The organism is Actinoplanes sp. NPDC051470 (assembly GCF_040682035.1).
Lineage (GTDB): Bacteria > Actinomycetota > Actinomycetes > Mycobacteriales > Micromonosporaceae > Actinoplanes.
This window is the reverse complement of record NZ_JBFBAA010000022.1, coordinates 107,767-133,099: the sequence shown is the minus strand read 5'-3', so window position 1 is coordinate 133,099 and position 25,333 is coordinate 107,767. Positions and strand designations below refer to the sequence as shown.

27 protein-coding genes are annotated in these 25,333 nt (G+C 72.5%); 13 read left to right on the top strand and 14 right to left on the bottom strand.

What is annotated here, in order from left to right; all coding sequences use genetic code 11:
• Positions 1-4: 4 nt before the first annotated feature.
• Entirely contained in the window at positions 5-868 is an 864-nt protein-coding gene (locus tag AB0M54_RS32215) for an aminoglycoside phosphotransferase family protein (protein ID WP_364475542.1), read from the bottom strand.
• 21 nt (positions 869-889) lie between these two features.
• Here AB0M54_RS32215 and AB0M54_RS32210 point away from each other — a divergent pair, with 21 nt between their 5' ends.
• The 4 genes from AB0M54_RS32210 to AB0M54_RS32195 are packed head-to-tail and all read left to right on the top strand — an operon-like array spanning position 890 to position 2,864.
• Entirely contained in the window at positions 890-1,183 is a 294-nt protein-coding gene (locus AB0M54_RS32210; protein WP_364475485.1) for a hypothetical protein, read from the top strand.
• Positions 1,083-1,397 (top strand): VOC family protein, encoded by a 315-nt coding sequence (locus tag AB0M54_RS32205; protein WP_364475540.1) that lies wholly within the window; start codon positions 1,083-1,085, stop codon positions 1,395-1,397. Before AB0M54_RS32210 ends, AB0M54_RS32205 begins: the two co-directional genes overlap by 101 nt.
• 52 nt (positions 1,398-1,449) lie before the next feature.
• Complete coding sequence (locus tag AB0M54_RS32200; protein ID WP_364323132.1) at positions 1,450-2,118, top strand: hypothetical protein; 669 nt, start codon at positions 1,450-1,452, stop codon at positions 2,116-2,118.
• Positions 2,115-2,864 carry a lysophospholipid acyltransferase family protein gene (locus tag AB0M54_RS32195; protein ID WP_364323130.1) on the top strand — a complete coding sequence of 250 codons (750 nt, stop codon included), beginning with the start codon at positions 2,115-2,117 and terminating at the stop codon, positions 2,862-2,864. The genes AB0M54_RS32200 and AB0M54_RS32195 overlap by 4 nt, the downstream gene beginning before the upstream one ends.
• Here AB0M54_RS32195 and AB0M54_RS32190 read toward each other — a convergent pair.
• The gene (locus AB0M54_RS32190; RefSeq protein WP_364475538.1) at positions 2,842-3,570 is read right to left on the bottom strand and encodes a class I SAM-dependent methyltransferase; all 729 of its coding nucleotides are present in this window, start codon (positions 3,568-3,570) and stop codon (positions 2,842-2,844) included. The two genes, AB0M54_RS32195 and AB0M54_RS32190, sit on opposite strands and share 23 nt — an antisense overlap.
• Before the next feature lie 2 nt (positions 3,571-3,572).
• Positions 3,573-4,085: a hypothetical protein gene (locus AB0M54_RS32185; RefSeq protein ID WP_364323128.1), complete on the bottom strand. Its 513-nt coding sequence runs from the start codon at positions 4,083-4,085 to the stop codon at positions 3,573-3,575.
• Positions 4,086-4,153: 68 nt separating this feature from the next.
• Between AB0M54_RS32185 and AB0M54_RS32180 the strand changes: the two genes are divergently transcribed.
• Together AB0M54_RS32180 and AB0M54_RS32175 are read left to right on the top strand one after the other, a co-directional pair.
• Entirely contained in the window at positions 4,154-4,918 is a 765-nt protein-coding gene (locus AB0M54_RS32180) for a phosphotransferase (protein ID WP_364475483.1), read from the top strand.
• Between the two features lie 25 nt (positions 4,919-4,943).
• On the top strand, positions 4,944-5,918 hold the full coding sequence (locus AB0M54_RS32175) for a WYL domain-containing protein (RefSeq protein WP_364475481.1): 975 nt from the start codon (positions 4,944-4,946) through the stop codon (positions 5,916-5,918).
• Between the two features lie 10 nt (positions 5,919-5,928).
• Here the strand turns inward: AB0M54_RS32175 and AB0M54_RS32170 are convergent, their stop codons facing one another.
• Genes AB0M54_RS32170 through AB0M54_RS32155 form a run of 4 tightly spaced genes read right to left on the bottom strand, consistent with a single transcriptional unit; the run spans position 5,929 to position 9,157 of the window.
• Positions 5,929-6,108, bottom strand: coding sequence for a hypothetical protein (locus tag AB0M54_RS32170; RefSeq protein WP_364475479.1), 180 nt, complete (start codon positions 6,106-6,108; stop codon positions 5,929-5,931).
• The gene (locus AB0M54_RS32165; RefSeq protein ID WP_364475477.1) at positions 6,102-6,224 is read right to left on the bottom strand and encodes a hypothetical protein; all 123 of its coding nucleotides are present in this window, start codon (positions 6,222-6,224) and stop codon (positions 6,102-6,104) included. The genes AB0M54_RS32170 and AB0M54_RS32165 overlap by 7 nt, the downstream gene beginning before the upstream one ends.
• Before the next feature lie 6 nt (positions 6,225-6,230).
• Complete coding sequence (locus AB0M54_RS32160) at positions 6,231-6,758, bottom strand: LuxR family transcriptional regulator (protein WP_364323117.1); 528 nt, start codon at positions 6,756-6,758, stop codon at positions 6,231-6,233.
• Entirely contained in the window at positions 6,755-9,157 is a 2,403-nt protein-coding gene (locus AB0M54_RS32155; RefSeq protein WP_364475475.1) for a LuxR C-terminal-related transcriptional regulator, read from the bottom strand. The genes AB0M54_RS32160 and AB0M54_RS32155 overlap by 4 nt, the downstream gene beginning before the upstream one ends.
• A 195-nt stretch (positions 9,158-9,352) precedes the next feature.
• On the opposite strand from AB0M54_RS32155, the gene AB0M54_RS32150 reads away from it, so the two are divergent.
• The 5 genes from AB0M54_RS32150 to AB0M54_RS32130 are packed head-to-tail and all read left to right on the top strand — an operon-like array spanning position 9,353 to position 14,971.
• Entirely contained in the window at positions 9,353-10,843 is a 1,491-nt protein-coding gene (locus AB0M54_RS32150; protein WP_364475473.1) for a dynamin family protein, read from the top strand.
• Entirely contained in the window at positions 10,840-12,642 is a 1,803-nt protein-coding gene (locus tag AB0M54_RS32145) for a dynamin family protein (RefSeq protein WP_364475471.1), read from the top strand. The genes AB0M54_RS32150 and AB0M54_RS32145 overlap by 4 nt, the downstream gene beginning before the upstream one ends.
• The gene (locus AB0M54_RS32140; protein ID WP_364475469.1) at positions 12,639-13,190 is read left to right on the top strand and encodes a hypothetical protein; all 552 of its coding nucleotides are present in this window, start codon (positions 12,639-12,641) and stop codon (positions 13,188-13,190) included. The genes AB0M54_RS32145 and AB0M54_RS32140 overlap by 4 nt, the downstream gene beginning before the upstream one ends.
• Positions 13,191-13,241: 51 nt before the next feature.
• A complete protein-coding gene (locus tag AB0M54_RS32135) occupies positions 13,242-14,609 on the top strand; it encodes an MFS transporter (RefSeq protein WP_364475467.1) in 1,368 nt (455 codons plus the stop codon).
• Positions 14,606-14,971, top strand: coding sequence for a GntR family transcriptional regulator (locus tag AB0M54_RS32130; protein ID WP_364323110.1), 366 nt, complete (start codon positions 14,606-14,608; stop codon positions 14,969-14,971). The genes AB0M54_RS32135 and AB0M54_RS32130 overlap by 4 nt, the downstream gene beginning before the upstream one ends.
• Positions 14,972-14,991: 20 nt before the next feature.
• Here the strand turns inward: AB0M54_RS32130 and AB0M54_RS32125 are convergent, their stop codons facing one another.
• From AB0M54_RS32125 to AB0M54_RS32095, 7 genes are all read right to left on the bottom strand, one after another.
• Positions 14,992-15,954 (bottom strand): DUF3626 domain-containing protein, encoded by a 963-nt coding sequence (locus tag AB0M54_RS32125; RefSeq protein WP_364475465.1) that lies wholly within the window; start codon positions 15,952-15,954, stop codon positions 14,992-14,994.
• Positions 15,951-16,787: an undecaprenyl-diphosphate phosphatase gene (locus tag AB0M54_RS32120; protein WP_364323107.1), complete on the bottom strand. Its 837-nt coding sequence runs from the start codon at positions 16,785-16,787 to the stop codon at positions 15,951-15,953. Before AB0M54_RS32120 ends, AB0M54_RS32125 begins: the two co-directional genes overlap by 4 nt.
• Positions 16,788-16,790: 3 nt before the next feature.
• Positions 16,791-17,753, bottom strand: coding sequence for a tyrosine-type recombinase/integrase (locus AB0M54_RS32115; protein ID WP_364475536.1), 963 nt, complete (start codon positions 17,751-17,753; stop codon positions 16,791-16,793).
• 18 nt (positions 17,754-17,771) lie between these two features.
• Positions 17,772-19,238, bottom strand: a complete 1,467-nt coding sequence (locus AB0M54_RS32110; RefSeq protein ID WP_364475463.1) for an ABC-F family ATP-binding cassette domain-containing protein — start codon at positions 19,236-19,238, stop codon at positions 17,772-17,774.
• A 293-nt stretch (positions 19,239-19,531) separates the two neighbouring features.
• Entirely contained in the window at positions 19,532-20,512 is a 981-nt protein-coding gene (locus tag AB0M54_RS32105) for a pyridoxal-phosphate dependent enzyme (RefSeq protein ID WP_364475461.1), read from the bottom strand.
• A 312-nt stretch (positions 20,513-20,824) separates the two neighbouring features.
• Entirely contained in the window at positions 20,825-21,763 is a 939-nt protein-coding gene (locus AB0M54_RS32100) for a VanZ family protein (RefSeq protein ID WP_364475459.1), read from the bottom strand.
• Between the two features lie 389 nt (positions 21,764-22,152).
• On the bottom strand, positions 22,153-23,124 hold the full coding sequence (locus AB0M54_RS32095) for a recombinase family protein (protein WP_364475457.1): 972 nt from the start codon (positions 23,122-23,124) through the stop codon (positions 22,153-22,155).
• A 311-nt stretch (positions 23,125-23,435) separates the two neighbouring features.
• Here AB0M54_RS32095 and AB0M54_RS32090 point away from each other — a divergent pair, with 311 nt between their 5' ends.
• The gene (locus AB0M54_RS32090; RefSeq protein WP_364323095.1) at positions 23,436-23,795 is read left to right on the top strand and encodes a response regulator; all 360 of its coding nucleotides are present in this window, start codon (positions 23,436-23,438) and stop codon (positions 23,793-23,795) included.
• Entirely contained in the window at positions 23,792-25,258 is a 1,467-nt protein-coding gene (locus tag AB0M54_RS32085) for an ATPase domain-containing protein (RefSeq protein ID WP_364323093.1), read from the top strand. The genes AB0M54_RS32090 and AB0M54_RS32085 overlap by 4 nt, the downstream gene beginning before the upstream one ends.
• Positions 25,259-25,333 lie beyond the last annotated feature (75 nt).

Sequence of the window (25,333 nt, the reverse complement as noted above, 5' to 3'; positions counted from 1 at the left end):
TCTTTTACCGCTCCAGGAGCGCGTTCAGGGTGGTACGGCTGGTGGCGGCCATGACGGGGTTCGTGTCGGCGTAGTACCAGAGGGCGCCGATGGCCTGGACCACGGCCCAGCCGCGGCCGCGGTGCCAGGCGTCGTCGTCGGCGCCGAGCGCGTCGCGGAAGGTTCGACGCTCGGCGTGGTCGAAGAGATTCCAAGCGGGCATGTGGTCGACGGCGGGGTCGCCGGCGCAGACGGCGCCGAGGTCGATGACGGCGTGCAGGTGGTGGTCGCGGACGATCAGGTTGCCGGGCATCAGGTCGGCGTGGATCCAGACGTCGGGTCCGGGGTGGGCGGCGGCGGCCAGGCTGGTCCGCCAGATGTCGGCGAGGCGGGCGGTGTCGGTGAGGTGGCGGCTCCGGTCGAGGCTGTGGCGTACCCATTCGTCCTGGCGGTGGAGCGGGCCGCCGCGGGAGTGGCCGTTCCAGGTCTCCCCCTTGGTGTCGACGCGGTGGATCGCTCGGACGACCTCGGCCAGGTGGGTGGGGTCGATGTCGTGGGTGGTCGCGGTGCGTCCGTCGATCCAGGTGTACGCGGTCCAGTAGCCTTCGTACCCCTCCCCTGGCTCGCCGAGCGCGAGTGGCGTGGGGAGGGCGACCGGGACGTGGGGTTGCAGGCGGCGGGCGTGGTCCTGTTCGCGGCGCAGCGGTTCGGGGTGGGTGACGGGCTGCAGGGGGAAGCGGAGGACGATGTCGTCGCCGAGGCGGTAGAGGGCGTTGACGGTGCCGTGTGAGGTGACCGGGGTGATGGGCCGGTCGCGCCAGTGCGGGAGCTGGTGGGCGACGAGCGCGGCGACGGTGGTGGCGGGGATGTCGGCTTGTCCGGCGTGCATCTTCACGACGGAGAGGGTGGCATGGGCGGGGTGCGGTGGCTGACCGGGTTTCTCGATGCGCAGGATCGGTCGGCGGAGGATTTCTGGTGTGCGGTGACCGGGTCGTCGTTGTCGGCGCGGCGCGGTGGTGGGCGGTTCGCGACGCTGGTTCCGGCTGATGGGGATGCTTATCTGCGGGTGCAGGTGACCTCCTCCCCCGGGCCGGCGTCGTGTCATCTGGATCTGCACGGGTCTCCGGTGGTTCCGCCGGGCGGGCGGCTGGTGTTCGCCGAGGGGGGTCTGTCGGTGTACCGCTCCCCCGCTGGAGCGCGGTGAGGGGCTTGCGCTTCGGGTGTTGATGCAGCGTACGGGCGGGCCGGCGGCCGGTATGCATCTGGATTTCGCCGCCGAGGATGTGGCGGCGACGGTGGCGCGGCATGTGGGGCTGGGCGCTTCGGTGGTGCGGCGGGTGCCCGGTCAGTGGACGACGTTGCGGGATCCGGCGGGGCGCGAGTACTGCGTGACGGCCCGGTCCCCGGGTTTGTCGTAGCCGGGTGGTAGAACATAGCGCGTTGGAACAGGCGTACGAAACTGGAGGCGGTATGGGTCTGTCGGAGGACGATGTCCGGGTGGTCCGTGAGGGGCTGGCGGCGGGCCGGAAGCCGAAGGTGGTGTTCACCGAGTCGGCGGGGCAGATCGCGGGTCAGCTGGGTCAGGTGGTGGGGCTGACCGATCCGGCGGAGTCGGATGACTATGTGGTGGTGAAGTTCGGGCGCGACGAGTTGCCGTTCTCCCCCGCCGATCTGGGGATCGCGCCGAAGGGTGCGACGCCGGCGCCGCGGAAGAAGGCTCCCGAGCCGGCCGGCCCGCAGGGGCCGCCGATTCTGCAGGAGGCGCCCGCGCGTCGGCCCGACCCGCCCGCTCCGGCGCGGGAAGCTGAGGTGGTGACTGAGACGGTTCCGGCTCCGCGGAAGGCGACGCGGGCGGCCAAGGCGAAGGCCCCGGCGGGTCTGACGGTGACGTTGGCGTACGCCGAGGGTGAGTGGCTGGTGTCGGCCGCGCAGGGGGCGAAGGTGCTGGCGAAGCCTTATGTGATCAAGCCGGTTGAGGCGATGCGGATGGTGTCGCTGGTGGATGTGCCGGGTGTGCAGGAGGCGGTCGAGCTGATCGTGTCGGCCGAGCGTAAGGAGGCCGAGCAGGAGGCGGACCGGTTGCGGGCGCAGCTGGCCGAGATCGAGTCGCGGCTCGCGGAGCTGCGCGACGCGGGGTGAGCGAGCCGGTCTGGCGGGCGCCGCTGTTGTGGCGGTTCCTGCTGCATTTCGCGCGGGCGCTGGTGTTTCCGTTGTGCCGGTTGCGGGTGTCGGGGCCGGCGCCGGTGGGTCCGGTGATCCTGGCGGTCAATCATGTGAGCCCGATCGACCCGGTGGTGATGATGGCGGCGTGTGCGCGGGCGGGCGTGGCGCCGCGGTTCATGGCGACCGGTGGGGTGTTCCGGGCGCCGGTGCTGGGGTCGATCATGCGGGCGTGCGGGCACATCCGGGTCGATCGGCGTACGGCGCGGGTGGCCGAGGCGTTGCCGGCGGCCGCGGCGGCGTTGAAGGCGAACTCGACGGTGCTGGTGTATCCGGAGGGGCGCATCGGGCTGGATCCGTGGATGTGGCCGGAGCGTGGGAAGACCGGGGTGGCGCGGATGGCGGCGTTGTCCGGGGCGCCGGTGGTGCCGGTGGCGCAGTGGGGCACCCACGCCGTGATGCCGTATGTGGCTCCGCGCCGCCTGCTGCGTTCTTTGGCGTACGCGGTGACGCGTCGCCCGGTGGTTCAGGTGCGGTTCGGGGAGCCGGTCGACCTGTCCGGGGTGTCCGGCCCGTCGGGGGCTCAGGTGCAGCGGGCGACGCGGCTGATCGTGGAGGGCATCGACGCGGCGCTGGCGCCGTTGCGGGCCGGTGAGATGCGCACGCCGGCGTTCGTGGACCGGACCCGGCCGGTGGACATGACTAGGGTGCGGCGGCGCCCATGACGGCCAGGTAGCTCCAGCTGTCATCGTCGTCGTGGTGGGTGCCGTGCAGGGTCAGTCCGGTGCCGGTGAGCAGCAGGGCCAGGTCGGCCGGGGTGTAGCAGCGCAGCCGCTGGCTGTAACGCCGGTCCGGGCGGGCGGTCTCCCACCAGGTGTCGGTGGCGACGCAGGCGCGCTGGTCGAAGGTGAACAGCCGGTCCAGCTCGTGCGGGTAGCCGTCGCCGGGCCGGGCGTCGCGGTGCTCGCGGACGCCGTGCTGGGCGGCCCAGTCGAACGGGTTGTAGACGTCGATCAGGGCGACGCCGCCGGGTGTCAGCCAGCCGGCGATGCGGGTGAGCAGGCGCCGCTGGTCGTCGTCGGCGCCGACGCCGAAGCCGTCCCAGTAGGCGACGACGTCGAACGGGCCGCCCGGGTCGGTGGTGTAGAAGTCGCCGCGCACCAGCGTCACCCGGACCCCGTTCTCGCCGGCCAGGCGCGGGGTGTGGTCGGCGCGGGCGCCGAGCTCGACCGCGGTGACGTCGTGCCCGGCCAGGGCGGTGGCGACGGCCGCGCCGCCGTAGCCCGATCCGAGCTCGAGCACCTTGCGTGGCCCGTCGCCGGTGTGGGCGCGGATGCGGCCGGCGCGTTCCCGGTCGTCGTCGCTGACCACGGCTTCCGCCCCGCCCCACCAGGCGCCGGTCCGCGAGTAGAACTCCTCGACCCAGTCCATGGTCACCAGCCCGCCGCCTTCCTGATCGCCGCCGCGACGCCGGCGACCGGGCGGTCACCGGCGTCGACGACGAAGTCCTCGGTGCCGGCCCGTTCGAGAATCGCGTCGAGCTCTCCCGACCGGTCCAGGTGCCAGCGCAGCCCCGCGTCGTCGCCGGTGTGCCGGCGGATCAGCCGGTCGCGGACGGTGGCCAGGTCGACCCGCAGCCGGCACACCCGCAGCGGCAGGCCCAGGGCCGCCTGGTAGTCGTCGCGTTCGTCCCGCTCCTCGATGACGCCCGCCACCACGAGGCGTCGTGCTCCGGCCTCGCGGAAGTTCGCGGCGACGGCGGCCAGGTTCCGCAGCGCCAGGTCGCTGCGGAACGGGTCGCCGGGCGGGCTGGGCCACGCCCGCCGGAGCCAGTCCATGTCGATGACCGCGTGTGGCACCTCGTCGCCGGCCAGCAGGTCACCGAGCGCGTCGGCCGTGGACGTCTTGCCCGACCCCACGGTGCCGTTGATCAGCAGAGCTTCCACGGGGCCGAATCATAGTGATCGGCGTCCATCGGATTTTCCGGGGCCGGGCCCGGCGGTACGGTGTCCGGGTGCCGCAGCCGTACGAGTCGGAACAGCCGTTGCCCGGGGGTTTTGTCAGCGACGCGGTGCTGGCCGGCGGCACGGTGCGCAAGCCGCCGCCGCGCGATCCGGAGTTCGTCCGCGGGCTGCTGCGCCACTTCGAGGAGCACGGGTGGGACGGCGCGCCGCGGTTCCTGGGAACCGATGACCGGGGCCGCGAGGTGCTCGCTTTCGTCGACGGGGTCGTGCCGTGGCGCCCGAAGGACGAGCCGCCGTCGATCCGGTCGGAACGGGGCCTGGCCGCGGTGGCCAGGCTGGTGCGCCGGTTCCACGACCTGACCGCGGGTACGGAGCTCGCCGGCCGTCACGAGGTGGTGTGCCACAACGACCTGTCGCCGAGGAACACGGTCTACCGGGAGACGGGCGGGCGGCTGCTCCCGGTGGCGTTCATCGACTGGGACATCGCCGGGCCGGGCGAGCGGATCCACGACGTGGCCCACGTGTGCTGGCAGTACGTGGGGCTGGGCCCCGGTGTCGCGGACGCCGCGGCGGCGGGCCGGCTGGTGCGGGTCATCGCCGACGCCTACGGCCTGGCCGACCGGTCCGCCCTGATCGACACGGTGCTGTGGTGGCAGGACCGGTGCTGGCGTGGCATCGAGGCCGCGGCCGGGGCCGGGGAGCCCGCGATGGTCCGGCTCCGTGAGCTGGGGACGGTGGACGTGGTTCGTGCCGCCCATGACTGGACCCGCGATCACCGTGATCTGCTCCGGTCGGCGGTAGGTGCCAGGGACTGACACCTACGTGGGGCAGGATCGGGTCGTGCCGAAGACTTCCGCCCGACTGCTGGCGCTGTTGTCGTTGCTGCAGACGCGGCGGGACTGGCCGGGGATGCTGCTCGCCGAGCGGCTCGGCATCAGCCTCCGCACGGTGCGGCGGGATGTGGATCGGCTGCGGGAGCTGGGCTACCCCATCAACGCGGTGAAGGGCCCGGACGGCGGTTACCGGCTCGGCGCGGGCACCGAGCTGCCGCCGTTGCTGTTCGACGACGAGCAGGCCGTCGCGCTGACCGTGGCGTTGCAGATCGCGGCCACCACCCCGGGCAACGGGACCGGGGAGGCGGCCGCGCGGGCGCTGCACACGGTGCGGCAGGTGATGCCGTCGCGGTTGCGGCACCGGGTGAACGCCCTTCAGGTCACGGCGGTCGAACGGCCCCGCGGCCCGGCGGCGGCGGCCGGTGTCGACGGTGAGGTGCTGCTGGCGGTCAGCGCCGCCGTGCACGCCCGTGAGGTTCTGCGGTTCGGCTACGGCGCCGGCCCGGATCGCCCGCCCCGCCGGGCCGAGCCCCATCACGTGGTGACCTGGGACGGCCGCTGGTACGTGGTCGCCTGGGATCTCGACCAGGCCGGCTGGCGGACGTTCCGCGCCGACCGGATGGCCCTGCGCACCCCGAACGGGCCGCGTTTCGCCCCGCGGGAGCTGCCCGGCGGCGACGTGGCCACCTTCGTCACCGGCGTCTTCCGTGGCTCACCGGACGGGTCGGGCCGGTGGCCGTGCCGGGGCACGGTGATCCTGGACCGGCCCGCCGCCGAGGTGGCCCGCTACACCCGTGACGGCATCGTCGAGGCGCTCGACGACGGGCGGTGCCGGCTCACCGACGGTTCCTGGTCGTGGCCCAGCCTGGCCGCCGCGTTCGCCCGCTTCGACGCCGGCATCGAGGTCGTCTCCCCCGCCGAGCTGACCGACGCGTTCGCGCGGCTGGCCGCCCGTTTCGCCGGGATCGCGTCGGCCGGGTGAGCGCCGCCGGTCAGGGCCGCAGGGCCAGCTTGCCGGCCGTGGACCGCGCGGCCAGGGCGCTCAGCGCCTCGCGGCCGTCGGCGAGCGGATACGTGGTGGGCCGGCCGGGGCCCAGCACCCCGGCCGCGAGGAGGCCGGACAGCTCACCCATCACCGCACCGAAGATCGACGGCGCGGCCTGGATCAGCACCGTCTGCCCGGCGTCGACCCGGCCCAGCGGTCTGAGCCGAGCATGCGGTAGCAGTGGGCGAACAGCTCTCGCCGGAACGGCTCGGTGGCCTCGGTGAAGCCGGCGCGGTCAGGCACCGGGCGTCATCGCTGCTGGGCGCGCTGGCGCAGGTAGGCCAGGACGGCCTCGCGGGTGGTGCGGACCCCGAACAGGGCGCGGGCCTCGGCGATGCGGCGGTTGGCGGTGCGCAGGCTGAGGTATTCGGCGGCGGCGGCCGCGGCGATGGTGTCGCCGGCGGCCAGGCGGTCGAGCAGGGCGCGTTGTTCGGGTACGAGGTCGGCGATCGCGTCGCCGGGTTCGGGGCCGGGGCCGTGCTGCACGGGGCCGAGCCGGGTGAGGTCGTCGACCAGGGCCCGGCCCAGGGGGGATTCGCCGTCGCAGATCGCGACGATGCCGGCGCCGCGGGCGGCGGCGAGCACACAGAGTTGCAGGGTGTCCTGGTCGGTGATCCGGCCGTGCAGGATGAGCCGGTCGGGGGCGTCCCACGCCTGTTGCGGCAGGGCGAACCCCTCCTGGGCCTGCCAGCCGTCGCGGACCATGCGCCGCAGCACGGCGTCGGCGTCGGCCCCGGAGGCCACCACGTGGCGGGGCGCGTCGGGCTGTCGCGTCACCTGCTGACCTCCCCTAGGTCGTTCGCGAAGGCGAGAGCGGCCGCTTCGGTACGGGTCCGGGCGCCCAGCTTGCGCATGCCGGCGCGGATGTGGGTGTCGACGGTCTCGGCCGAGATGCCCAGCTGCCCGGCTATCCGGCGGGTCGGTTCGCCCGCCGCGACCAGGCGCAGCACGTCGGCCTCGCGGTTGGTGAGTTTGCTGCCGGAGCGGGGGCTGCGCACGTCGCGTTGCACGTTGTGCCGGCGCAGGCCGCGGCGGGCCCGGCCGGCGAGGACGGTCAGCCCGGCCGCGTCGGCGAGTTTCTCGGCGGTCAGCAGCGCGTCGACGGCCCGGCCGGGGGTGGTCTCGTGCAGGCCGGCGGCGAGCAGGCAGCGGATCTGTTCGCGCAGGGCGGTCGGGGTCCAGGCGTCGGCGGCGGCGGCGAACCCGGTGCCGGTGGCCCAGGCGAGCAGGGTGCGGCGGGCCGCGGCGGGCACGTGTTCGGGGATGGGCGGGGCGTCGCGGGCGCCGAGGTCGTGCCCGGCCCAGCGGGACGTGATCGCGGCCAGCCCGCCCAGCAGGCCCTGACCGCCGGGGTCGGCCGTGGCCCGGTCGGGTTGCCCGTCGAGCCAGGCGGCCTCCCGGGACACCCAGCCGGTGGCCGGATGGTCGGGGGCGTCGCCGAGGCGGGCGCGGGCCGCGGCGAGCAGGCCGGTGTCGGCCTCGACCAGGGCCACCGCGGCGGTGGCGTAGGCGCGGGCGTCGTCGGGCAGGGACCGGTCGGCGAGGTTGGCGGCGCGGCGCTGCACCTCGTCGGGGTCGCCGGGAGCGTTCCCAGGGCCGAGCGGAGGCGCGCCGTGCAACGCCAGGGCCCAGTCGGCGGCGGCCAGGAACCGGGTCTCCCAGCCGTAGGCCAGGTCGGCCCGGCAGGTCTGGGCGGCGGTGCGGGCGGCGGCCGCCGACTCGGTGAGCCGCCCGTCGGCGGCGAGCGTTTCCACCAGCTGCCACGCGGCGGCGCGGGCGGCGGGCCGGTCGGCGAGGTCGGCCGCGGCGGCGGCCAGCGCGGTGGCCCACCCGTCGGTGCGGTGCACGGCGTGCACGGCGGCGACCGCGGCGGCCAGGCCCGGAGACGCGGTGGCGGCCAGGGCTCCGGCGCGGTCGAGGGCGGCGGGCGGGTCGAGGGCGAGGTCGGCCAGCAGCAGCACCCGGTCGCGGGCGGCGAGCACCCCGGCGGGGGCGTCGTCGGGGATCCGCCGGACGGCGTCGCGGGCCCGGGCGGGCAGCCCGGCCTGGAGCAGGGCCTCGCCGCGGAGCGCGTCGGCGTCGACCCCGAGGGGTTCGCCGGTGTCGAGCACGGCGGCCGCGGCGCGGGGCCGGCCGGCGGTGAGCGCGGCGTCGGCGGCGGCCACCCGTACCCGGGGATCGATGGCGACCGGGAGGTCGCAGGCGAACAGCAGCAGTTCGGCCCGGTCGCCCCCGGCGGTCGCGTCGGCCGCGGCGAGGGCCCGCCGGAACGCGCCGGCCGGGTCGCCGGCGGCGGCCAGGTGGCGGGCGGCCTCGGCCGGCGGGGTGAGTTCGGCCAGGCGGCGGTGCAGGTCGGTGCGGGCCTCGGCGTCGAGCAGCCCGGCCGCGGTCTCGGCCACGTAGGTGGAGGTGGGTACCAGGCCGTCGCCGGCGTCCCCGACCAGGCCGGCGGTGACCAGGTCGGACGCGCCGGGCCCGAGCAGGGCGGCCGGCGCGGGGCGGCCGAGCAGGCCGAGCGCGGCCAGGGCGGTGCGGGCGGGCCGGGGCAGGTCGGCCAGGGCGGTCGCGATCGCGTACGCCACCTGGTCGATGTCGGCCGCCGGCGCGCCGCGGCCCGCGCCGGCCTGCCGGGCCAGCGCCGAGATCGCGAGGGGGTTGCCGCCGGCCCGGTCGACCACCGCGGCCAGGGCCGGCTCGTCGAGCTGCCCCCCGGCGCGGCGGGCCAGGTCGGTGGCGGCCGCCCGGTCCAGGGGTGGCACGTCGAGCCGGGTCGCGGACGCGAGCACGGCCGGGTCGACGCGGTGGGGGGTGCGCAGCGCGGCCAGGACCCGGCAGTGCCGGGCGATCAGCGGCAGCGCGGCCAGGGTGGCCGGGTCGGCGTACTGCAGGTCGTCGAGCACCAGCAGGCCGCCCTTGACCCGGGACCGGACCGCCTCGGCCAGCAGGTGCACGTCGTGCCCGGGCAGGCGGGCGCGGACGGCGCGGGACAGCGCGAGGGCGGGCACGGTCCGCAGCATGGCCAGGCCGCCCCCGGCGAACACCGGCCCGGGCATGGTCGCCGCGGCCGCGCGCAGGTGGGTGGTGCGGCCCGCCCCCGGCGGCCCGGCGATGATCACCAGGCCGGGTGCGCGCAGACCGGCGACGGCGTCGCCCGCCAGGTCCTGAGGGTCCGCCAACCCTGTCTCCTCCCCCGTCGTGGCACGAACACGGGATCCCCCGGCTCGCCGCCCCTCGTAGGCTGTGCTGCGGTCAGGGCGTTCCCGCCCTGCCGCCGGCCACTCCTGTAAGAAAGGCGATCGGTTGAGCGTGTGGACCACCCCCGCCACAGTTGTGCCATTGTTGCTGACAGTGTGCTCGGCTGACGAGTCGTCGTGACCGGACCGCTATCCGCCCGCCTGGCCACCCTGTGTGACGAGATCGTCGCAGGTGTCGGCCCGGAGGTCGCTGGGCAGGTACGACACGTCGGCGGGCGCCTCCACGAGCCGTTGCGGGTGGCCATCGCCGGGCGTCTGAAAGCCGGAAAGTCGACACTCGTCAACGCGTTGATCGGGCGGCGGGTCGCCCCGACGGCGGTCGGCGAGTGCACCCGGGTGGTCACCCGGTTCCGGTACGGGCCGGCCGACCGGGTCGACGTGGTGTGCCGCGACGGCTCCCGCACGAGCCTGCCGCTGGACGAGGACGGCATGATCCCGCAGCGCCTCGGTGTGCCGGGCGCCCGCGTCGCCTACGTGGACGTGACCCTGACCAGCGAAAAACTGCGCGACCTGACCGTCGTCGACACGCCCGGCCTGGCGTCGAACGACACCCGGATCTCCGAGCGGGCGGCCGAGGCCGTGGGAACGTCGACGGCGCCGTTCGACCTGGACATCGACGCCGACTCCACCGGCGAGGTCGCCGCCGCCGAGGCCGTCGTCTACGTGTTCACCCAGGCGGTGCGGGCCGACGACGTGCGCGCGCTGGAGGCGTTCCGGGCGGCGTCGGCGCGGCTGTCGTCCAGCCCGATCAACGCGCTGGGCGTGTTCGGCAAGGTCGACACCCTGGTCGGCGGGGCCGGCGACCCGTGGCCGGTGGCGGCACCGCTGGCCGCCGATCAAGGACGGCTGCTGGCCCGCACGGTCAGCGAGGTGGTCCCGGTGGCCGGGCTGCTGGCCGAGACCGCCGAGGCCGGCCGGCTCACCACCGCCGACGTCGACGCCCTGCGCGGCCTGGCCGGCTCGGACGACCTGGCGGTCATGCTGGCCTCGGCCGACCTGTTCCGGTCCCGCCCGGCCGGCGTGCCCGCCGAGCGGCGCGAACGGCTGCTGACCCTGCTCGACCTGTACGGCATCGGCTTCGCCATCGCCCAGCTGCGCGCCGACCCGGCCCTGCCCGCCTCCGAGCTGCTGCGGCGGCTGCTGGAGGTCTCCGGGTTCCCGCGGCTGCGGCACACCCTGCAGGACGCGTTCCGGTGGCGCTCCGACGCGATCAAGGCCGGCTGGGCCCTGGCCCGGCTGGAACGCCTGGCCGGGCTCACCCGGTCGCCGGGCGACCGGGAGGCCGTCCGCGACGCCGTCGAACGGGTCCTGCGGGAACCCGACTACCACCGGCTGCGGGTCATCTCCGCCGCCCAGCGGGTGGCCACCGGCGAGGTGGCGCTGCCGGCCGAATGGGAACGGGAACTGACCCGCCTGGCCACCTCCGACGACCCGCGGTGGATCCTGCAGCTGCCCGAGGCGTCGGAGGACACCCTGGCCGACGCCGCGGTGCAGGCCGCCAACCGGTGGCGGGTCTTCGCCGTGGCCGGCGCCGGGCCCGCCCAGTCCCGCGTCGCGCAGATCGCCCACCGCGGCTTCTACCTGCTCAGCAAGCAGGTGCGGCCGTGACCGGGCTCGCCGCCGACCTGGAACGCACGGTCGAGGCCGTCCTGGCCTACGTGCGCAAGCACGACCCCGACGCCGGCGCCGAGCTGGCCGACCTGCGCCGCACCCGGGTCACCCGCCCGTCGATCGTGCTCGTCGGCGAGACCAAACGCGGCAAGAGCTCCCTGCTCAACGCCCTGCTCGGGGTGCCCGGCCTGTCCCCCGTCGACGCCGCCGTGGCCACCAACACCTACCTGCACTTCACCCCGGGCGACCCGGCCGCCCGGGCGGTGCTGCCCGGCGGCGAGACCGTCGAGGTCGACGACCTGGCCGCGTGGGCCACCGGCGAGCAGCGGGCCCGCCGCATCGAGGTCAGCCACCCGGCCCGGCTGCTGCAGTACGTGAGCCTGCTCGACACCCCCGGCGTCGGCGGCCTCGACCCCGCCCACACCGCCGTCGCCCTGGACGCCGTCGACCGGGCCACCGCCCTGCTGTTCGTCGCCGACGCGTCCGCGCCGCTGTCCCGCCCCGAGCTGACCTTCCTGATCGCCGCCAGCGAACGCGTCAACAACGTGGTGTTCGCCCTGACCAAGGTCGACGCCTACCCGGGCTGGCGGCGCATCCGCGACGACAACCAGGCCCTGCTGCGCGCCCACGCCCCCCGGTTCGCCGCCGCGCCGTGGTTCCCGGTCTCCGCCCGCCTGGCCGAACTCGCCGTCGACCGGCCCGCCGCCGACCAGGCCGCCCTGGTCGACGCGTCGCAGATCGCCGGGCTCCAGCACGCCCTGGTCGACCTGGCCGGCCGCGGCCACCAGCTGCAGCTGGCCAACGTGCTGCGCACCGCCCGCGGCGAACTGGCCCGCCTCGAAACCGCCGCCCAGGCCAGGGTCACCGCGGCCGAGGCCGACCCCGAACAGCAGGCGAGGGTACGGGCGGACCGCGCCGCCCTGGCCGCCCGCAAACGCACCGAGTCCCGCCACTGGACCCTGCTGCTGTCCAGCGAGACCCAGCGCGCCCGCGTCGAGGTCGTCGGCAAGCTCCGCACCCGCGTCGCCGCCGTGCAACAGGACGTCACCGCCCGCATCGACGCGTCCCGCCGCGACACCCTGGCCGCACTGCCGCAGGAACTCGACGCCGAGCTGCAGGCCGTCGCGGTCGCCCTGTCACACGACCTGCAGGGCACCTTCCGGCAGGTCGGCGAGACCGTCCTGGCCGAGGTGTTCGACGGCGGCGAACTCGACCAGATGCTGGCCCAGGTCAACGCCGCCCTGCGGCACACCCTGGAGTCGGCGCCGCCCCGCGACGGGTCCGCCGACAACATGCTGATCGCCCTGTCGGCCGGCGGGATCGCGTTCATGGCCGGCCGCGGCGCCATGCTGGGCGCGTCCGTGCTCGGCGCCGGCGGGCTGGCCGCCGGCGGGCTGCTGATCCCGCTCGCCGGGGTCGGGCTGGGCCTGGCCGCCGGCGCCTACGTGCTGTACCGGAGGCGGGTGCAGACCGACCGGCAGCAGGCCCGGATCTGGCTGCGCGACGTGCTCGCCGAGGCCCGGGCGGCACTGTCCGACGAGATCTCCTACCGGTTCACCGACCTGCAGTACGCCCTGTCGGTGGCCGTCGACGACGCGGTCGAACGGCGGCTGCGGGAACTCGACCAGCACATCGCCGACATCGACGCCGCCGCGGCCACCGACGCCGCCGGCCGGGCCCGCCGCCGGGCCGGCGCCCAGCAGGAACGCGACACCGTACGAACCCGGATCAAACAGGTCGACGAGGTCCTGACCAGGGCAGCGGCGCTGACGCCGGCCCCGAAGGAGGAGTCATGAGCGAGCACGAATGGCCGGACCACCACCCCGACGGCCACCAGGGCTTCGAACACGCCGACGACGATCTGAGCGCCCAGCCGGAGGACACCGCCCTGCCGGAACCTCAGGACGACGCCTGGCACATCCCGGACGACGATCCGCCGCACCACGACGACGCCGCCTGGGACGACCACGCGCATCTGCCGGCGGCCGAGGAAGAGTTCGGCGAGCAGCCGGACGCCCACCAGATCCTCGACGACGCGCCGCCCGCCGAGGACGCCGCCGCCGAGGTGTTCCCGCCGATGCTCGACGTCGGGGCGCTGCCCGAACCGGTCGACGGCTGGCCGTGGATCGACACCAGCAGCCTCGGCCTGGCCCACGCCGGGATCGTCGACCACGCCATGATCGACCGGATGCCCGCCCAGGACCCGGCCGAGCTGGCCGAGTACGCCGCCGAGGACCTCCCGCCCGGCGCCGACCCCTGGGCCACCCTCGCCAACTCCGAGGATCCAGCCACCGCGGCCCTCGCGGAGTACTACCGGCCGGGCGAAACCGGCCCTCCCGCCTAGGGTGCGATGATCTGCGCGGCACTCGACCGCGCGGCGCCCCCGGGAGGGCACTTGTCCACGACCGTCACCCCGCCGTCCACCCGGCGGGAACGCACCGGCTGGTACTTCTACGACTGGGCGAACTCGGCGTTCTCCACCACCGTCATCACGGTGTTCCTCGGGCCGTTCCTCACCACGGTCACCGAACTCGCCGCCGGCTGCCGGTTGGGCGCCGACGAGTGCTCCGGACGCGTACACCCGCTCGGCCTCTCGATCGCCGCCGGCTCCTACTACCCGTACCTAGTGTCGCTGTCGGTCTTCCTCACCATCTTCGTCCTGCCGGTGATGGGCGCCGTCGCCGACCGCGCCGCCCACAAGAAACCGCTGCTGGCCGCGACCGCGTTCACCGGCGCCGCCGCCACCGTCGCGATGGCCTTCGTCACCGGCGACCGCTACCTGCTCGGCGGGCTGCTGTTCCTGATCGCCAACATCTCCGGCGGCGCGTCCATCGTCGTCTACAACTCGTTCCTGCCCCGCCTGGCCGGCCCCGACGACCGCGACAAGGTGTCCTCCCGCGGCTGGGCCCTCGGCTACCTCGGCGGCGGCCTGCTGCTCGCCCTGAACCTGGTCGTCGTGCAGACCATGAGCGTCGACGGCGACCCGCAGCGCACCCTCGACCTGGCCCGCTGGTGCATCGTGTCGGCCGGCGTCTGGTGGGGACTGTTCACCCTGCTGCCCCTGCTCTGGCTCAAAGAACACCCCAGCGAGGAGTCCGGCGCCGGCCGGGGCAACGTCCTCACCGACGGGTTCCGGCAGCTCGGCCGCACCATCCGCGGCATCCGGGCGTACCCCCTGACCCTGTTCTTCCTGCTCGCCTACCTGGTCTACAACGACGGCATCCAGACCGTCATCGCCCTGGCCAGCCAGTTCGGCACCGAAGAGCTGCACCTCGAACAGTCCACCCTGATCATCACCATCCTGATCGTGCAGTTCCTGGCGTTCGGCGGCGCCCTGCTGCTCGGAGCCATCGCCGCCCGCGTCGGCGCCCGCAACACCGTCCTGTTCAGCCTGGTGCTGTGGCTGGGCGTGGTCGTCGCGGCGTACTTCATCCCCGAACGCGAACCCGTCCAGTTCATGATCCTCGGCGCCGCCATCGGCCTGGTCCTGGGCGGCAGCCAAGCCCTGTCCCGCAGCCTGTTCGCCCAGCTCATCCCCGCCGGCAAGGAAGGCGAGTACTACGGCTTCTACGAGATCAGCGACAAGGGCACCAGCTGGCTCGGCCCGCTGCTGTTCGGCCTGGTCTTCCAGCTCACCGCCAGCTACCGCCTCGGCATCGTCTCCCTGGTGATCTTCTTCGTCGTCGGCGCCGTCCTGCTCGCCCTCGTCCCCATCCGCCGGGCCATCATCGCCGCCGGCAACACCCCGCCGAGGACCCTGTGACCGGCATCCACATCGACCACGACTCACCCGTCCCGCCGTACGAGCAGGTCCGCCTGGCCATCGCCACCCTGGCCGCCACCGGCGCCTACCCCGCCGGGCACAAACTCCCACCGGTACGCACCCTCGCCACCGACCTCGGCCTGGCCGCCAACACGGTGGCCCGCGCCTACCGCGAACTCGAGCAGGCCGGCCTGGTCGAAACCCGCGGCCGCGCCGGCACCGTGATCACCGCCCTGGCCGCCCGCACCCCCGCCCGCGCCCTGTCCGCCGCCCAGACCTACGTCGCCGCCGTCACCGCCCTGGGCATCGGCGACGACCAGGCGATCGAACTCGTCCGCGCCGCCCTGGACGCCCGCGGGTGACCGGCTGATGCCCTGACTGGTCAGGCAGGGCGGCCGCGCAGGACCAGGATGTGCCACACGTACTTCAACTCCTGCAGCACCTCGGCCGCCGGGCCGAACACCGACCACGCCGCCGGGTCGCGGACCACCGACCGCGCCGCCCGGCCCACCACCTCGGCGTCCAGGAACGGAACCCCGAACCGGGCCGCCACGAACGCCGCCACCTCGGGAGTGACGTCCGTCCGCAGGCCGGCCGGGAACTCGTCCGGGGCGAGCACAAAACCCGGGTGGAACTCCAGCCGCGGCGCCAGGCGGGACAGCAGCGCCCCGGTCGGCGTACCCCGGAAGGACGGGTCGGCCACGACGGCCTGGACCGCGCCGGCCAGCGCCAACCCGCCGTGGACCTGCGCCTCGACATAGTCGTCCAAGGCCCGGCCGGAAGCCGTGCGCGGCTCACCCAGCGCGGCCACCCACGACGACGGTGACGCGGCGGCCAGCCCGAGCGCCCGGCCGGACGACGCCACCGAGTCGAGCAGCGCCCGCCAGACGCCGGCGAACGTGTCGATCGTGCCGACCACCGTCGGCTGCGTGAAACTGTCGCCGTGACTGAACGTGGCCCGCCGCGACACCGCCGGCTCCAGCCGCAGATAGCAGCTGCCGAACCTCGGCGACCCGCCGTCCGGATGCCCGGCCAGGTTCAGCGCCCCGTAGATCGGCCGGCCCACGACCAGACCCGCGTACGCCCCGCCGAACAGCCGCTGCTCCCACACGTCCCGGTCACCGCCGGGGAACGCGGTCAGCCCGCCGTTGGAGATCCGCGTCTCGAACTGGCCGCGGTACACACCCTCGGCGGCCAGCCGCTCCGCCACCGTCGCACCGTCCGCCAGCAACCGGTCCGGGTGGAAACTCACCGTCACCGACGCCGCCGGCACACACGCCGGCACCTCACCGGCCAGGCCCAGCGACCGCACATGGTCGAGGGCCCGGCCGGCCGGCGAGATCACTGCGGTTCGATGGTGTTCGTCGCCAGCAGCACCATCAGCAACGAGCCCAGCACGATCCGGTACGCGATGAACACCTTGTACGAGTGCTTCGCGATGAACTTCAACAGCCACGCCACCGCCAGATAGCCGACGATGAACGACACCACCAGCGCCACCAGCGTGTTCACCCAGCCCACCCCGCTGGCGATATTGTCGTACTCGGTCGCCGTCTGCAGCACCGACGCCGCCAGCAACGCCGGGATGGACAGGAAGAACGACAGCTTCGTCACCGTCACCCGGTCGAGGTCACGCAGCAGACCCGCCGACATCGTCGCCCCCGACCGGGAGATGCCCGGGATCAAGGACAACGACTGCACCACGCCGATGATCAACGTGTCCTTCCACGTCACATCGTCCTCGTGCCGCACCTGGGTGGCCGCATGATCGGCGAACCACATCGCCCCCGACCACAGGATCAGCGCCCCGGCCACGAACCACAGGCTCCGCAACGTCGTCTCGATCGTGTCCTGGAACAACAACCCGATGATGCCGATCGGGATCGACCCCAGGATGATCGCCCACCCGTACCGCCAGTCCGGACTCTCCCGCCCGGACGACGAGAACAAACCCTTCACCCACGCCGCGATGATCCGCGACAGATCCTTACGCAGGAAGATCACCGTGGCCAGCACCGCACCCGACTGGATGATCGCCGTGAACGCGGTGATGTCCGGGTCGTCGATCCGATAACCCAGCAACTTCTCCGCGATGGTCAGATGGCCGGTGCTCGAGATCGGAAGGAACTCCGTCACCCCTTCGATCGCACCCAGCAGCACCGCTTCGACGATGTTCAAGCCTCACCCCGTCCGTGATCCACCCGGCGTACGAGGATATGCCCCGGCCTCACCGCCTTCGCGCCTGGCCCGCGCCGCCGCGATCGTGTACGCCGGGTCACGATCCAGGTTGTGCCGGTCACGGTCGTACCGCCGCGTCGTCCGCGGATCCGCGTGACCCATCGCATCCTGCACATCCTCCAGCGGCACCCCGTACGACCGGGCCGCCGTCGCGAACGCGTGCCGCAACGAATGCGGCGACAACCGCTCCCACGACTCGATCCCCGCCTCCCGCGCCAGCCGCCGCACCAACCGGAACACCGCATGCCGATCCAACCGGTTCCCGGTCGACGTCATGAACAACGGCCCCTCGGCCCGCCCACCCAGATAACCGTCCAGCGCCACACCCGCCGACGACGTCAGCACCCGCCGCCGCGCCCGCCCGCCCTTACCGACGAACCGCACACTGCGATGCCCCCGCTCGAACCCCACATCATCGACGTCCAGGCCGATCAGCTCGGAAACCCGCAACCCCAGATCCGCCAGCACCGTCAGCAACGCCCGCGACCGCGCCCCGTCCCGGTCGGCCGCCGCCAGCAACGCGTCGACCTCCTCCGGCGACAACCCCACCGTCGCCGAATGATCCCGGTCCACCGGCGGCCGATCCGCGCCCGCCACCGGATTCGCCGGCACCGCACCCAGCTTCGCCAGGAACGTGTACCAGCTCGACAACCCCGACAACTTCCGCGCCACCGACGCCGCCGACAACCCCGACGACTCGATCTCCCGCGCGTACGCGTTCACATCCAGGAACGACGCCCGCAACGGCTCCAACTCCCGCCCCGCACACCAGGCCAGCCACGACGCCACATCCCGCCGGTACGCCGACCGCGTGTGCTCCGACAACCGCCGGTTCGCCAGCCACGCCTCGGTCACCTGCTCGGCACTGGACACAGCCGCGAGCGGCCCGGCCTGACGGGGGACGATGTTCACCCGCCGATCTTCTCAGGAACCCACGTGCCATTCCCGCGACAAGCCGACCGCCGACGCGAAATACCGATCGTGGGTGACCACCAGCAACGTCCCCCGATAACGCCGCAACGCCTCCTCCAACACCTCCAGGGCGTCGAAATCGAGGAAATTCGTCGGCTCGTCCAGCAGCAGCACCCGCTCCGGCCGGTTCACGATCACCGCCAGCAGCAACCGCCGCACCTCCCCCGCCGACAACGTCCCCAGCGGCGAATCCCACATGTCCTCATCGAACTGATGCCCCAGCAGCAACCGCTCGGCATCGTCGACGTACACCGGAACCTGCGACCGGAAATAGTCGATCATGGTCATGCGGAACGGCAGCCCGTCCGCCGTCTGCGGCAGAATCGCGGTGCTCTCCGAAGCCAACCGGTTCAACAACGTCGTCTTCCCCGACCCGTTGCGCCCGGTCACCCAGATCCGCTCCCCGCGCTTCACCCCCGGCAACACCTCATCGTCCCGGTCACCGCCATCCTCCGGGAACGCCAGCGTCAGAGGCGGCCGCCGCCGCGGCTCATCCACCCACCGCAACGACTCCATCTGCCGCCGCAACCGCCGCTCCCGCACCTTCGCCTTCCGCGCCACCTTCTTCGCGATCCGCCGAAGATGAGGCGCCTCCACCCCCGACCGCACCGTCAGCTCCACACCCAGCGCCTGCCGCCTGGTCAGCTCGATGTCCTGCTCCCAGCGCACCCGATCCTTCTCCTGCGCCTCGAAATCCAGCAGCCACCGCCGCCACCGCCGCTCCTTCTCCACCCGGTACGGCGTATAACCCCCACCCGGGAAATCCTGCGGCACCTCATGGATCCCGTCCAGCTCCACCACCCGCGACACCACCGCGTCCAGGAACGCCCGATCATGACTGACCGCCAGCACCCCACCCGGGAACCCCGCCAGCCACGACTGCAACCACGCGGCGCCGTCCGCGTCCAGATGGTTCGTGGGCTCATCCAGCAACAGCACATCCGGCTCGGTCAGCAGCGCCCGCGCCAGCAACAACCGCGCCTGCTCCCCGCCGCTCACCTCCCCCAGCCGCCGGCCGTCCTCGATCCCGGCCAGCCCCAGCCGCTGACGCACCTGCTCGATCCGCGTCTCCGCGTCCCACGCCTCCAGCGCCTCATACCGCTCCAGCAACCCCGGACCAGCGTCACCGGCCCGCACCCGCGCCGCCACCACACCGGCCTCACCCAGACCCGAGGCGAGGAACGCTCCGGCCGTACCCGCCGGATCGGGAACCTGCTGAGGCACCAGCGCGACCTTCCGCGACGCGACCGAACCCACCGTGGGCTTGATCTCCCCGGCCAGGGCCCGCAGCAACGTCGACTTACCCGCCCCGTTCGGCCCCACCACCCCGACCCGATCACCATCACCGAGCACCAGATCAAAGCCGGAGAAGAGCAGATCGCCATCGTGGGCACAGCCCAGCGACACCGCTTTCAACACGAGACGTCCTCCAGGACGAGACAGACCGACGGGGGAACACACACGCACACGCCGGGCTGTCATCACATACCCCGACCCTCGCACCGCCGTCAGGTCTCACGCAAGTCAAAAGCAGGGGTCGTAGCTCAGCGGGTGGTACAGACCGCAGCTCCCGCCGAGGGTCGGCTCGCCTCCGGCGACGCCTCCACGCCCGTGCCCACTCACCCTCCTACCCGATCCCACCGGGCGCCGCCGCCACAAAGCTGACGCCACGCGCCCGCTCCTCTCCAACCCGGCCCGGCCGCCGTCGGCGCTCAGCCCTGAGCAGCACCACCAGGCGCCACCAGCTCACCGAACCGCGCCCAGCCCACATTCCCGCCCGACAGGATCACCCCCACCTTCGACCCGGCCGGCACCTCCACCCGCTTCGCCAGCAACGCCGCCAGCCCCGACGCCCCACTCGGCTCCAGCACCGTCTTCACCCGGTCGAACGCGAACCGCAACCCCTCCCGCAACTCGTCATCCGACACCAGCACGATCTCATCCACCAGCCGCCGGTTGATCGCAAACGTCAGCTCCCCCGGAACGCTCGCCGCCTGCCCGTCCGCGATCGTCCGCGGCACCGGAATCGTCACCCGCTCACCCTTCGCGAGCGACCGCCGCGTGTCATCACCCGCCTCCGGCTCGACCCCCACCACCCGCACCGCCGGCCGCAGCCCCTTTGCCGCCGTCGCCGACCCCGCGATCAGCCCGCCCCCACCGACCGGCACCACCAGCACATCCAGATCCGGCACCACCTCGAACAACTCCAGCGCCGCCGTCCCCTGACCGGCGATCACATCCGGATGCTCGTACGGCGGAATCAACGCCAGCCCCCGATCAGCCGCCAGCTGCCGGCCCAGCGCCTCCCGATCCCCCGTGTACCGGTCGTAGAACACGACCTCCGCCCCGTACCCCCGAACCGCGTCCAGCTTCGACGCCGGCGTGTCCTCCGGCATCACGATCACCGCCGACGACCCCAGCTCCCGAGCCGCCAGCGCCACCGCCTGAGCATGGTTCCCCGACGAGAACGCCGCGATCCCCCGCCCCAACTGCTCCGGCGACAACCGCGACACCGCGTTGTACGCCCCCCGGAACTTGAACGCCCCCACCCGCTGCAGGTTCTCGCACTTCAGAAACACCGAGGCGCCCACACGCGCGTCCAACGTCCGCGACGTCACCACCGGCGTCCGATGCGCAACCCCGCGAATCCGCTCCGCCGCGTCCCGGACCTCCGCCAACCCGACCTCAACCACAAGCCCTCCCTGCCTAGGCGTCCGCCCCTCCCTCACTACACCGGGCGGGACGGGATCCGAGCCAGATCCACATTCGATCCGCTGGCCCGGACCAAAATCACAGGGGGTCGTTGATTCCTTTTTGCTTTGGGGTTGGTTTCTCGGCTGCTGCCACGCGGCGCACATCCCGTAGACCATCCTAGGATGAATGACCCTGTCGCCCTCCGGAGTTCAAGGTGGCGACCGACTCCCATATCCGGTGAGCGCGCGCGGACATCCGGTCGGTCACGGTTCGCCGTGTCCCGACGGCCGCGTGGCCCGGATCGTGGATGATCAGCGGGCCCTGGACGACCCCATCACCCTCTGGTTCGGCGCCCGTTCCGCCTGAGCCGGCTGGTCCGCATCAAGCCATCGGGTCGCGCCGGCGCTGTCCAGGATGCGAAGCAGCCCGACGCCGATGAGGGCGCCCACCGTGTTGGCGATCAGGTCGTACACGTCGGCGGAGCGTCCACTGCTGAACACGATGTTGGTCACCGCCTGAACGATCTCGATGGATGCGCTGAACGCCAGACCGAGAAGAGCCGCGACCACCACGCCACGCCGGCGGATCGCAATCGGCAACAGCAGACCCAACGGAACGGTCATGAGGATGTTGAACGCGAAGTTGACCGGGGTCACGTCATGCACGAACGGATTCAGATGGATGCCCTTCTCCTGCCAGGGCGTGTGATTGGCGAAGTCGCCGGTCTGGATCTGCATCGGCAGCAGGGTCAGGCTGATGACGGCGGCCGTGTACCAGGTGAGGAGCCAGGTGACGACGAGGCGGACGAAGGAGCGCTCACCGCGGCGCCGCAGCCACCACGCGGCCCCGAACAGAGGTATCGCCAGAAACGGCAGCAGCACCGGAACCGGGTCGGGATCACCGAGGCCACCGGTGCCGACCCGCACCGGGAGCACGGCGATGCACGCCGTGGCCGCCACCAGCCAGGTGACCAGCCACACCGTGCCGAGGCGGGTGAACGCGAACTCCGCGCGACGGCGGTGCCACAGCGCCGCCGCCACCATGAGGAGTCCGACCAGAGGCACGAGAACGGGCACGGTGGGAATCACCGCGTTGATGCCGGACATCGAGGTCGACCTTTCTCGGCGAAACAGGGCGTCACCCGGGCGAATCGTGATCTTCGCCGCGGCCGGAAGGATAGGCCACGGGATCAACCCGTCCTCGCTACCGATGTGGGTGTAGTCATCCCTGCCTCCGGCCGCGCCCAACAAGGCCGGGAGCCTGATCGCAGAGCGCGCCTGAGCTGGGCATCCTTGCCAAGCCTGTCGACCCGGACCGGGTCGGCGCCGATGCGTACCCCGGGCGCCCGGATCGCACGTCGGCACGCCCGCGGCCGAAGTCGATCTTGAATCGGTCGCGCCGCGCCGCCACCCCTCTGGGTGGCGTGAATGTAGGCTCTTGGGGACTAACGTTCGGGATAGTCACGCTAAGGGTGATCTTGGGGTTAGCGGACTCTTGGTGACGCCCGGTTGACCTGGCCCAACTGCAGGCCCTGTTCGTGCAGGGCCTGCGCACCCGGCTTCCGATCTACCGGTAGCGCCGGCGGCCGGGAAGCTGAGCTCCGCCCGCGCGACGCTGGAGAACCTGCTCCTGCAAGCGCTCACGAAGAGCGGCTTCCGCGGGGCGTCTCTGGTTCGTCGGCCTGTCGGATCCGGGCGGGCTTGGGCCGCAGCGCCACGCCGTCGTCGGAGGTGGCCCGCTGGGCTTCCGCTTCCGCGAAGGCTCGGTAGAGCGAGGCCACAGACGGAGGGCTGCCCGCGTTCTTGCCGGTCTTGATGGTGAGCTTCTTCGCGATGTCCGGGACGGGCACGCCCTTGGCCTTCAACGCGAGGGCGAAGGTGAGCGTGTCGTCGTCGATCACTTTCGGTCGGCCGCCGTGATTGCCCTTGGCGGCTGCTGCGACCTGGCCTTCGAGGGTCTTCTCCCGGATGTAGTTGCGTTCGATCTGCCCGGCGACGGCGAGCACGGCGAAGAACATGGCGCCCATGCCGTTGGGGTCGTAGACGCCGCTGAGCGGGCCGGTGAGAAGTTCGAGCTGGATGCCGCCGGCCTGTAGGTCGCCCGACAGGGTCATCAGCTCGGCCGCGTTGCGGGCGAGGCGCTTGAGTTCGTGGACGGTGACGATCACCGGGGTCTCGGGCGCGGCCTGTTTGAACTGATGGGCCAGCGCGAGCGCTTTCTCCAGCTCGGGCCGGACCTTGACCCGGGTGCTGATCTGCTCGGAGAAGATCTTGTGGCACTCCGCGCGGCGCAGCACTTCGAGCTGACTCGCCAGCTCTTGGCGGGCCGTCGACGTGCGGGCGTACCCGATCCGCACTGCCCGCTCGGTCCGTGGCGCGGGGACCACTGCGAGCCCCGGACCCTGCTTCCACGCCTTGCCGGGTCTGCGGTCGGCGGGCACCGGCACGTCGAGTTCCTCGCGCAGCGCGGGCGCCAGGACGAAGCGTGCGGTGTGGTACTTCGCGGTGGTCTTGCCGCCCCGGGTGCGGCAGGCGCTGCCGACGGGTGCACCGCAGTTCGGGCAGCCGTGCCGTTCGACCGCAAGGGCGGCCCGATCGGGTGTCAGGTTCATGTCCCAAGTCTCTCAAAAGTGTCTCGCACAATGCCGGAGTTCTGAGAGGCCTTTTGCGAATGGCGACCTGCGGAAACGCGGTCACCTCCAGGTCTCTTGCAGAACTCTCGCAACTGAACGTTTGCGAGAGCGCCCGACTCCTGCGCCATCGAGCTTTGGATGCTCGGGGCTCTTGGCGAACGGGAAGACTCCCGACCCGCGTCTGACGCGCCACGGCGCGGCGGACCGTAGGTCCGTGGCGGGGCCTTTATGTCGGTATATCCTCGCTGCGGTCGGGGGCTGCGGAGGCTGCTGGGCGAACGGATGGTTCGGTGGGCAGGATTTTGGTGGTCGAGGATGAGCCGGATCTGCGGTTCGTGTTGCGGCGGGTCTTCACGCGTGCCGGTCACGAGGTCACCGAGGCAGGTAACGGTGCCGCCGCTCTGGCCCTGGTGCACGAGTCGCCACCGGATCTGGTGGTCACCGACATCATGATGCCGGTGATGGACGGCGTCGAACTCATCCGGGCGTTGCGGGCCGACCCGGCGACCGCGGCGATTCCGATCCTGTCGGTCAGCGGGGACTGGCAGCTGGCGGCCGACGCCGACGCCGCGCTGGCCAAGCCCTATCGGTCCAAGGAAATACTCGCGGTGGCCGAAGGCCTGCTCCAGGAAGGACGTGGCACGAGGTGAAGCGGCTGTCGACGGGGCTGGCGGACCTGGACCTGATCCTCGGTGGTGGACTGGAACCGGGCTCGGTGATGGTCCTGGCCGGCCCGCCGGGTACGGGTAAGACGATCCTGGCGCAGCAGATCTGTTTCGCCAACGCCACCACCGAGCACAAAGCCGTCTACTACACGACGCTATCGGAGCCGCATTCCAAACTTGTCGAGCACCTACGAGGATTCGAGTTCTTCGACCCTGAGTCGCTGGGGCCGAAGGTCGAGTTCGTGCACCTCGGCGACATGCTGCGCGACACCGTTACGAAAGACCTCGAACCGCTGATCGACGAGGTGGTCCGCAAGGCCTTCGACGACAAGCCGGTGCTGGTGGTGATCGACAGCACCAAGATGCTGCGGGACTTCGTCAGCGACCACGCCCTGCGGATGGCGCTCTACGACCTGACCAGCCGCGTCGCACACAGCGGGGCGGTACTGCTGCTGCTGGGTGAGTACACCCCCAAGGAGATGCGCAGCGGCGTGGAGTTCTCCCTCGCCGACGGCATCATCGAGCTGACGCACAAGGCTCGCGAGCCGATCGACCGGCGGGGCCTGCGGGTGATGAAGATGCGTGCCGCTACCCACCTCGGCGGCACCCACACGGTGCAGATCACCGCCGACGGTTTCCAGGTGTACCCCCGCATCGAGTCGTTCCTGCCGGAAGACGTGCCACCGCAGACCGGACGGATCCCTTCCGGGATCGCCGGCCTGGACGCGTTGATGGGCGGTGGCATGCCGCAAACCGACGCCACCCTGGTCCTCGGACCGTCCGGCGCGGGTAAGACCATCGGCTGTCTCGGCTTCATCGCCGAAGGCCTTACCCGTGGGGAACGGTGTCTCTACATCACCTTCCAGGACACCGCGGACCAGTTGGTCGGCATGGCGGACAAGTTCGGGTGGGACTTCGACACCGCCCGCACCGACGGCCAGCTGGTGATCTCGCACGTGCCAATGGGTAACCTCGACCTCGACGTGCTGGCCTCCGTGATCCGCCACGGCCTCGCCGACGGCACGACCAGCCGGATCGTGATCGACAGCCTGGCCGAAATGGTCCACGCGGCGCGGGAGGCCAACCGGTTCCCCGCCTACCTGCGCAGCCTCGTCGGGATCGTCCGGGCCGCCGGCGCCTCCCTCTGGGTCACCAGCGAGACCCGGACGTTCGGACCGCTGCAGGACCCCCTGGACGGGCTCATGTTCCTGTTCCACAACGTGATCCAGCTGCGCTACATCGAGCACCACGCCGACATCGGCCGGGTCCTCAACGTCCTGAAGATGCGCAACAGCCGCCACGACAACGCCATGTACGCCTGCCACCTCACCGACGACGGCATCACCGTCGGCGACCGGCTCGAAGGACTCACCGGCATGCTCGGCTGGAGCGTCCTGCGCGACGGCCCACCCACCCCAGGACACGACCAGACCAGAGCACTGCACTGAACTGAACGTTGCCTCGTGTCGACGCCGGCGCCCCGTCACGGACAACTCGTAGGGTGACCCCCGCGATACGTCGGC

What these genes read in the sequence shown, in the direction of transcription:
- AB0M54_RS32215 (WP_364475542.1), bottom strand. Translation starts at nt 868, where the DNA reads ATGCACGCCGGACAAGCCGACATCCCCGCCACCACCGTCGCCGCGCTC.
- AB0M54_RS32210 (WP_364475485.1), top strand. Translation starts at nt 890, where the DNA reads ATGGGCGGGGTGCGGTGGCTGACCGGGTTTCTCGATGCGCAGGATCGG.
- AB0M54_RS32200 (WP_364323132.1), top strand. Translation starts at nt 1,450, where the DNA reads ATGGGTCTGTCGGAGGACGATGTCCGGGTGGTCCGTGAGGGGCTGGCG.
- AB0M54_RS32190 (WP_364475538.1), bottom strand. Translation starts at nt 3,570, where the DNA reads ATGGACTGGGTCGAGGAGTTCTACTCGCGGACCGGCGCCTGGTGGGGC.
- AB0M54_RS32140 (WP_364475469.1), top strand. Translation starts at nt 12,639, where the DNA reads ATGAGCGAGCACGAATGGCCGGACCACCACCCCGACGGCCACCAGGGC.
- AB0M54_RS32095 (WP_364475457.1), bottom strand. Translation starts at nt 23,124, where the DNA reads ATGAACCTGACACCCGATCGGGCCGCCCTTGCGGTCGAACGGCACGGC.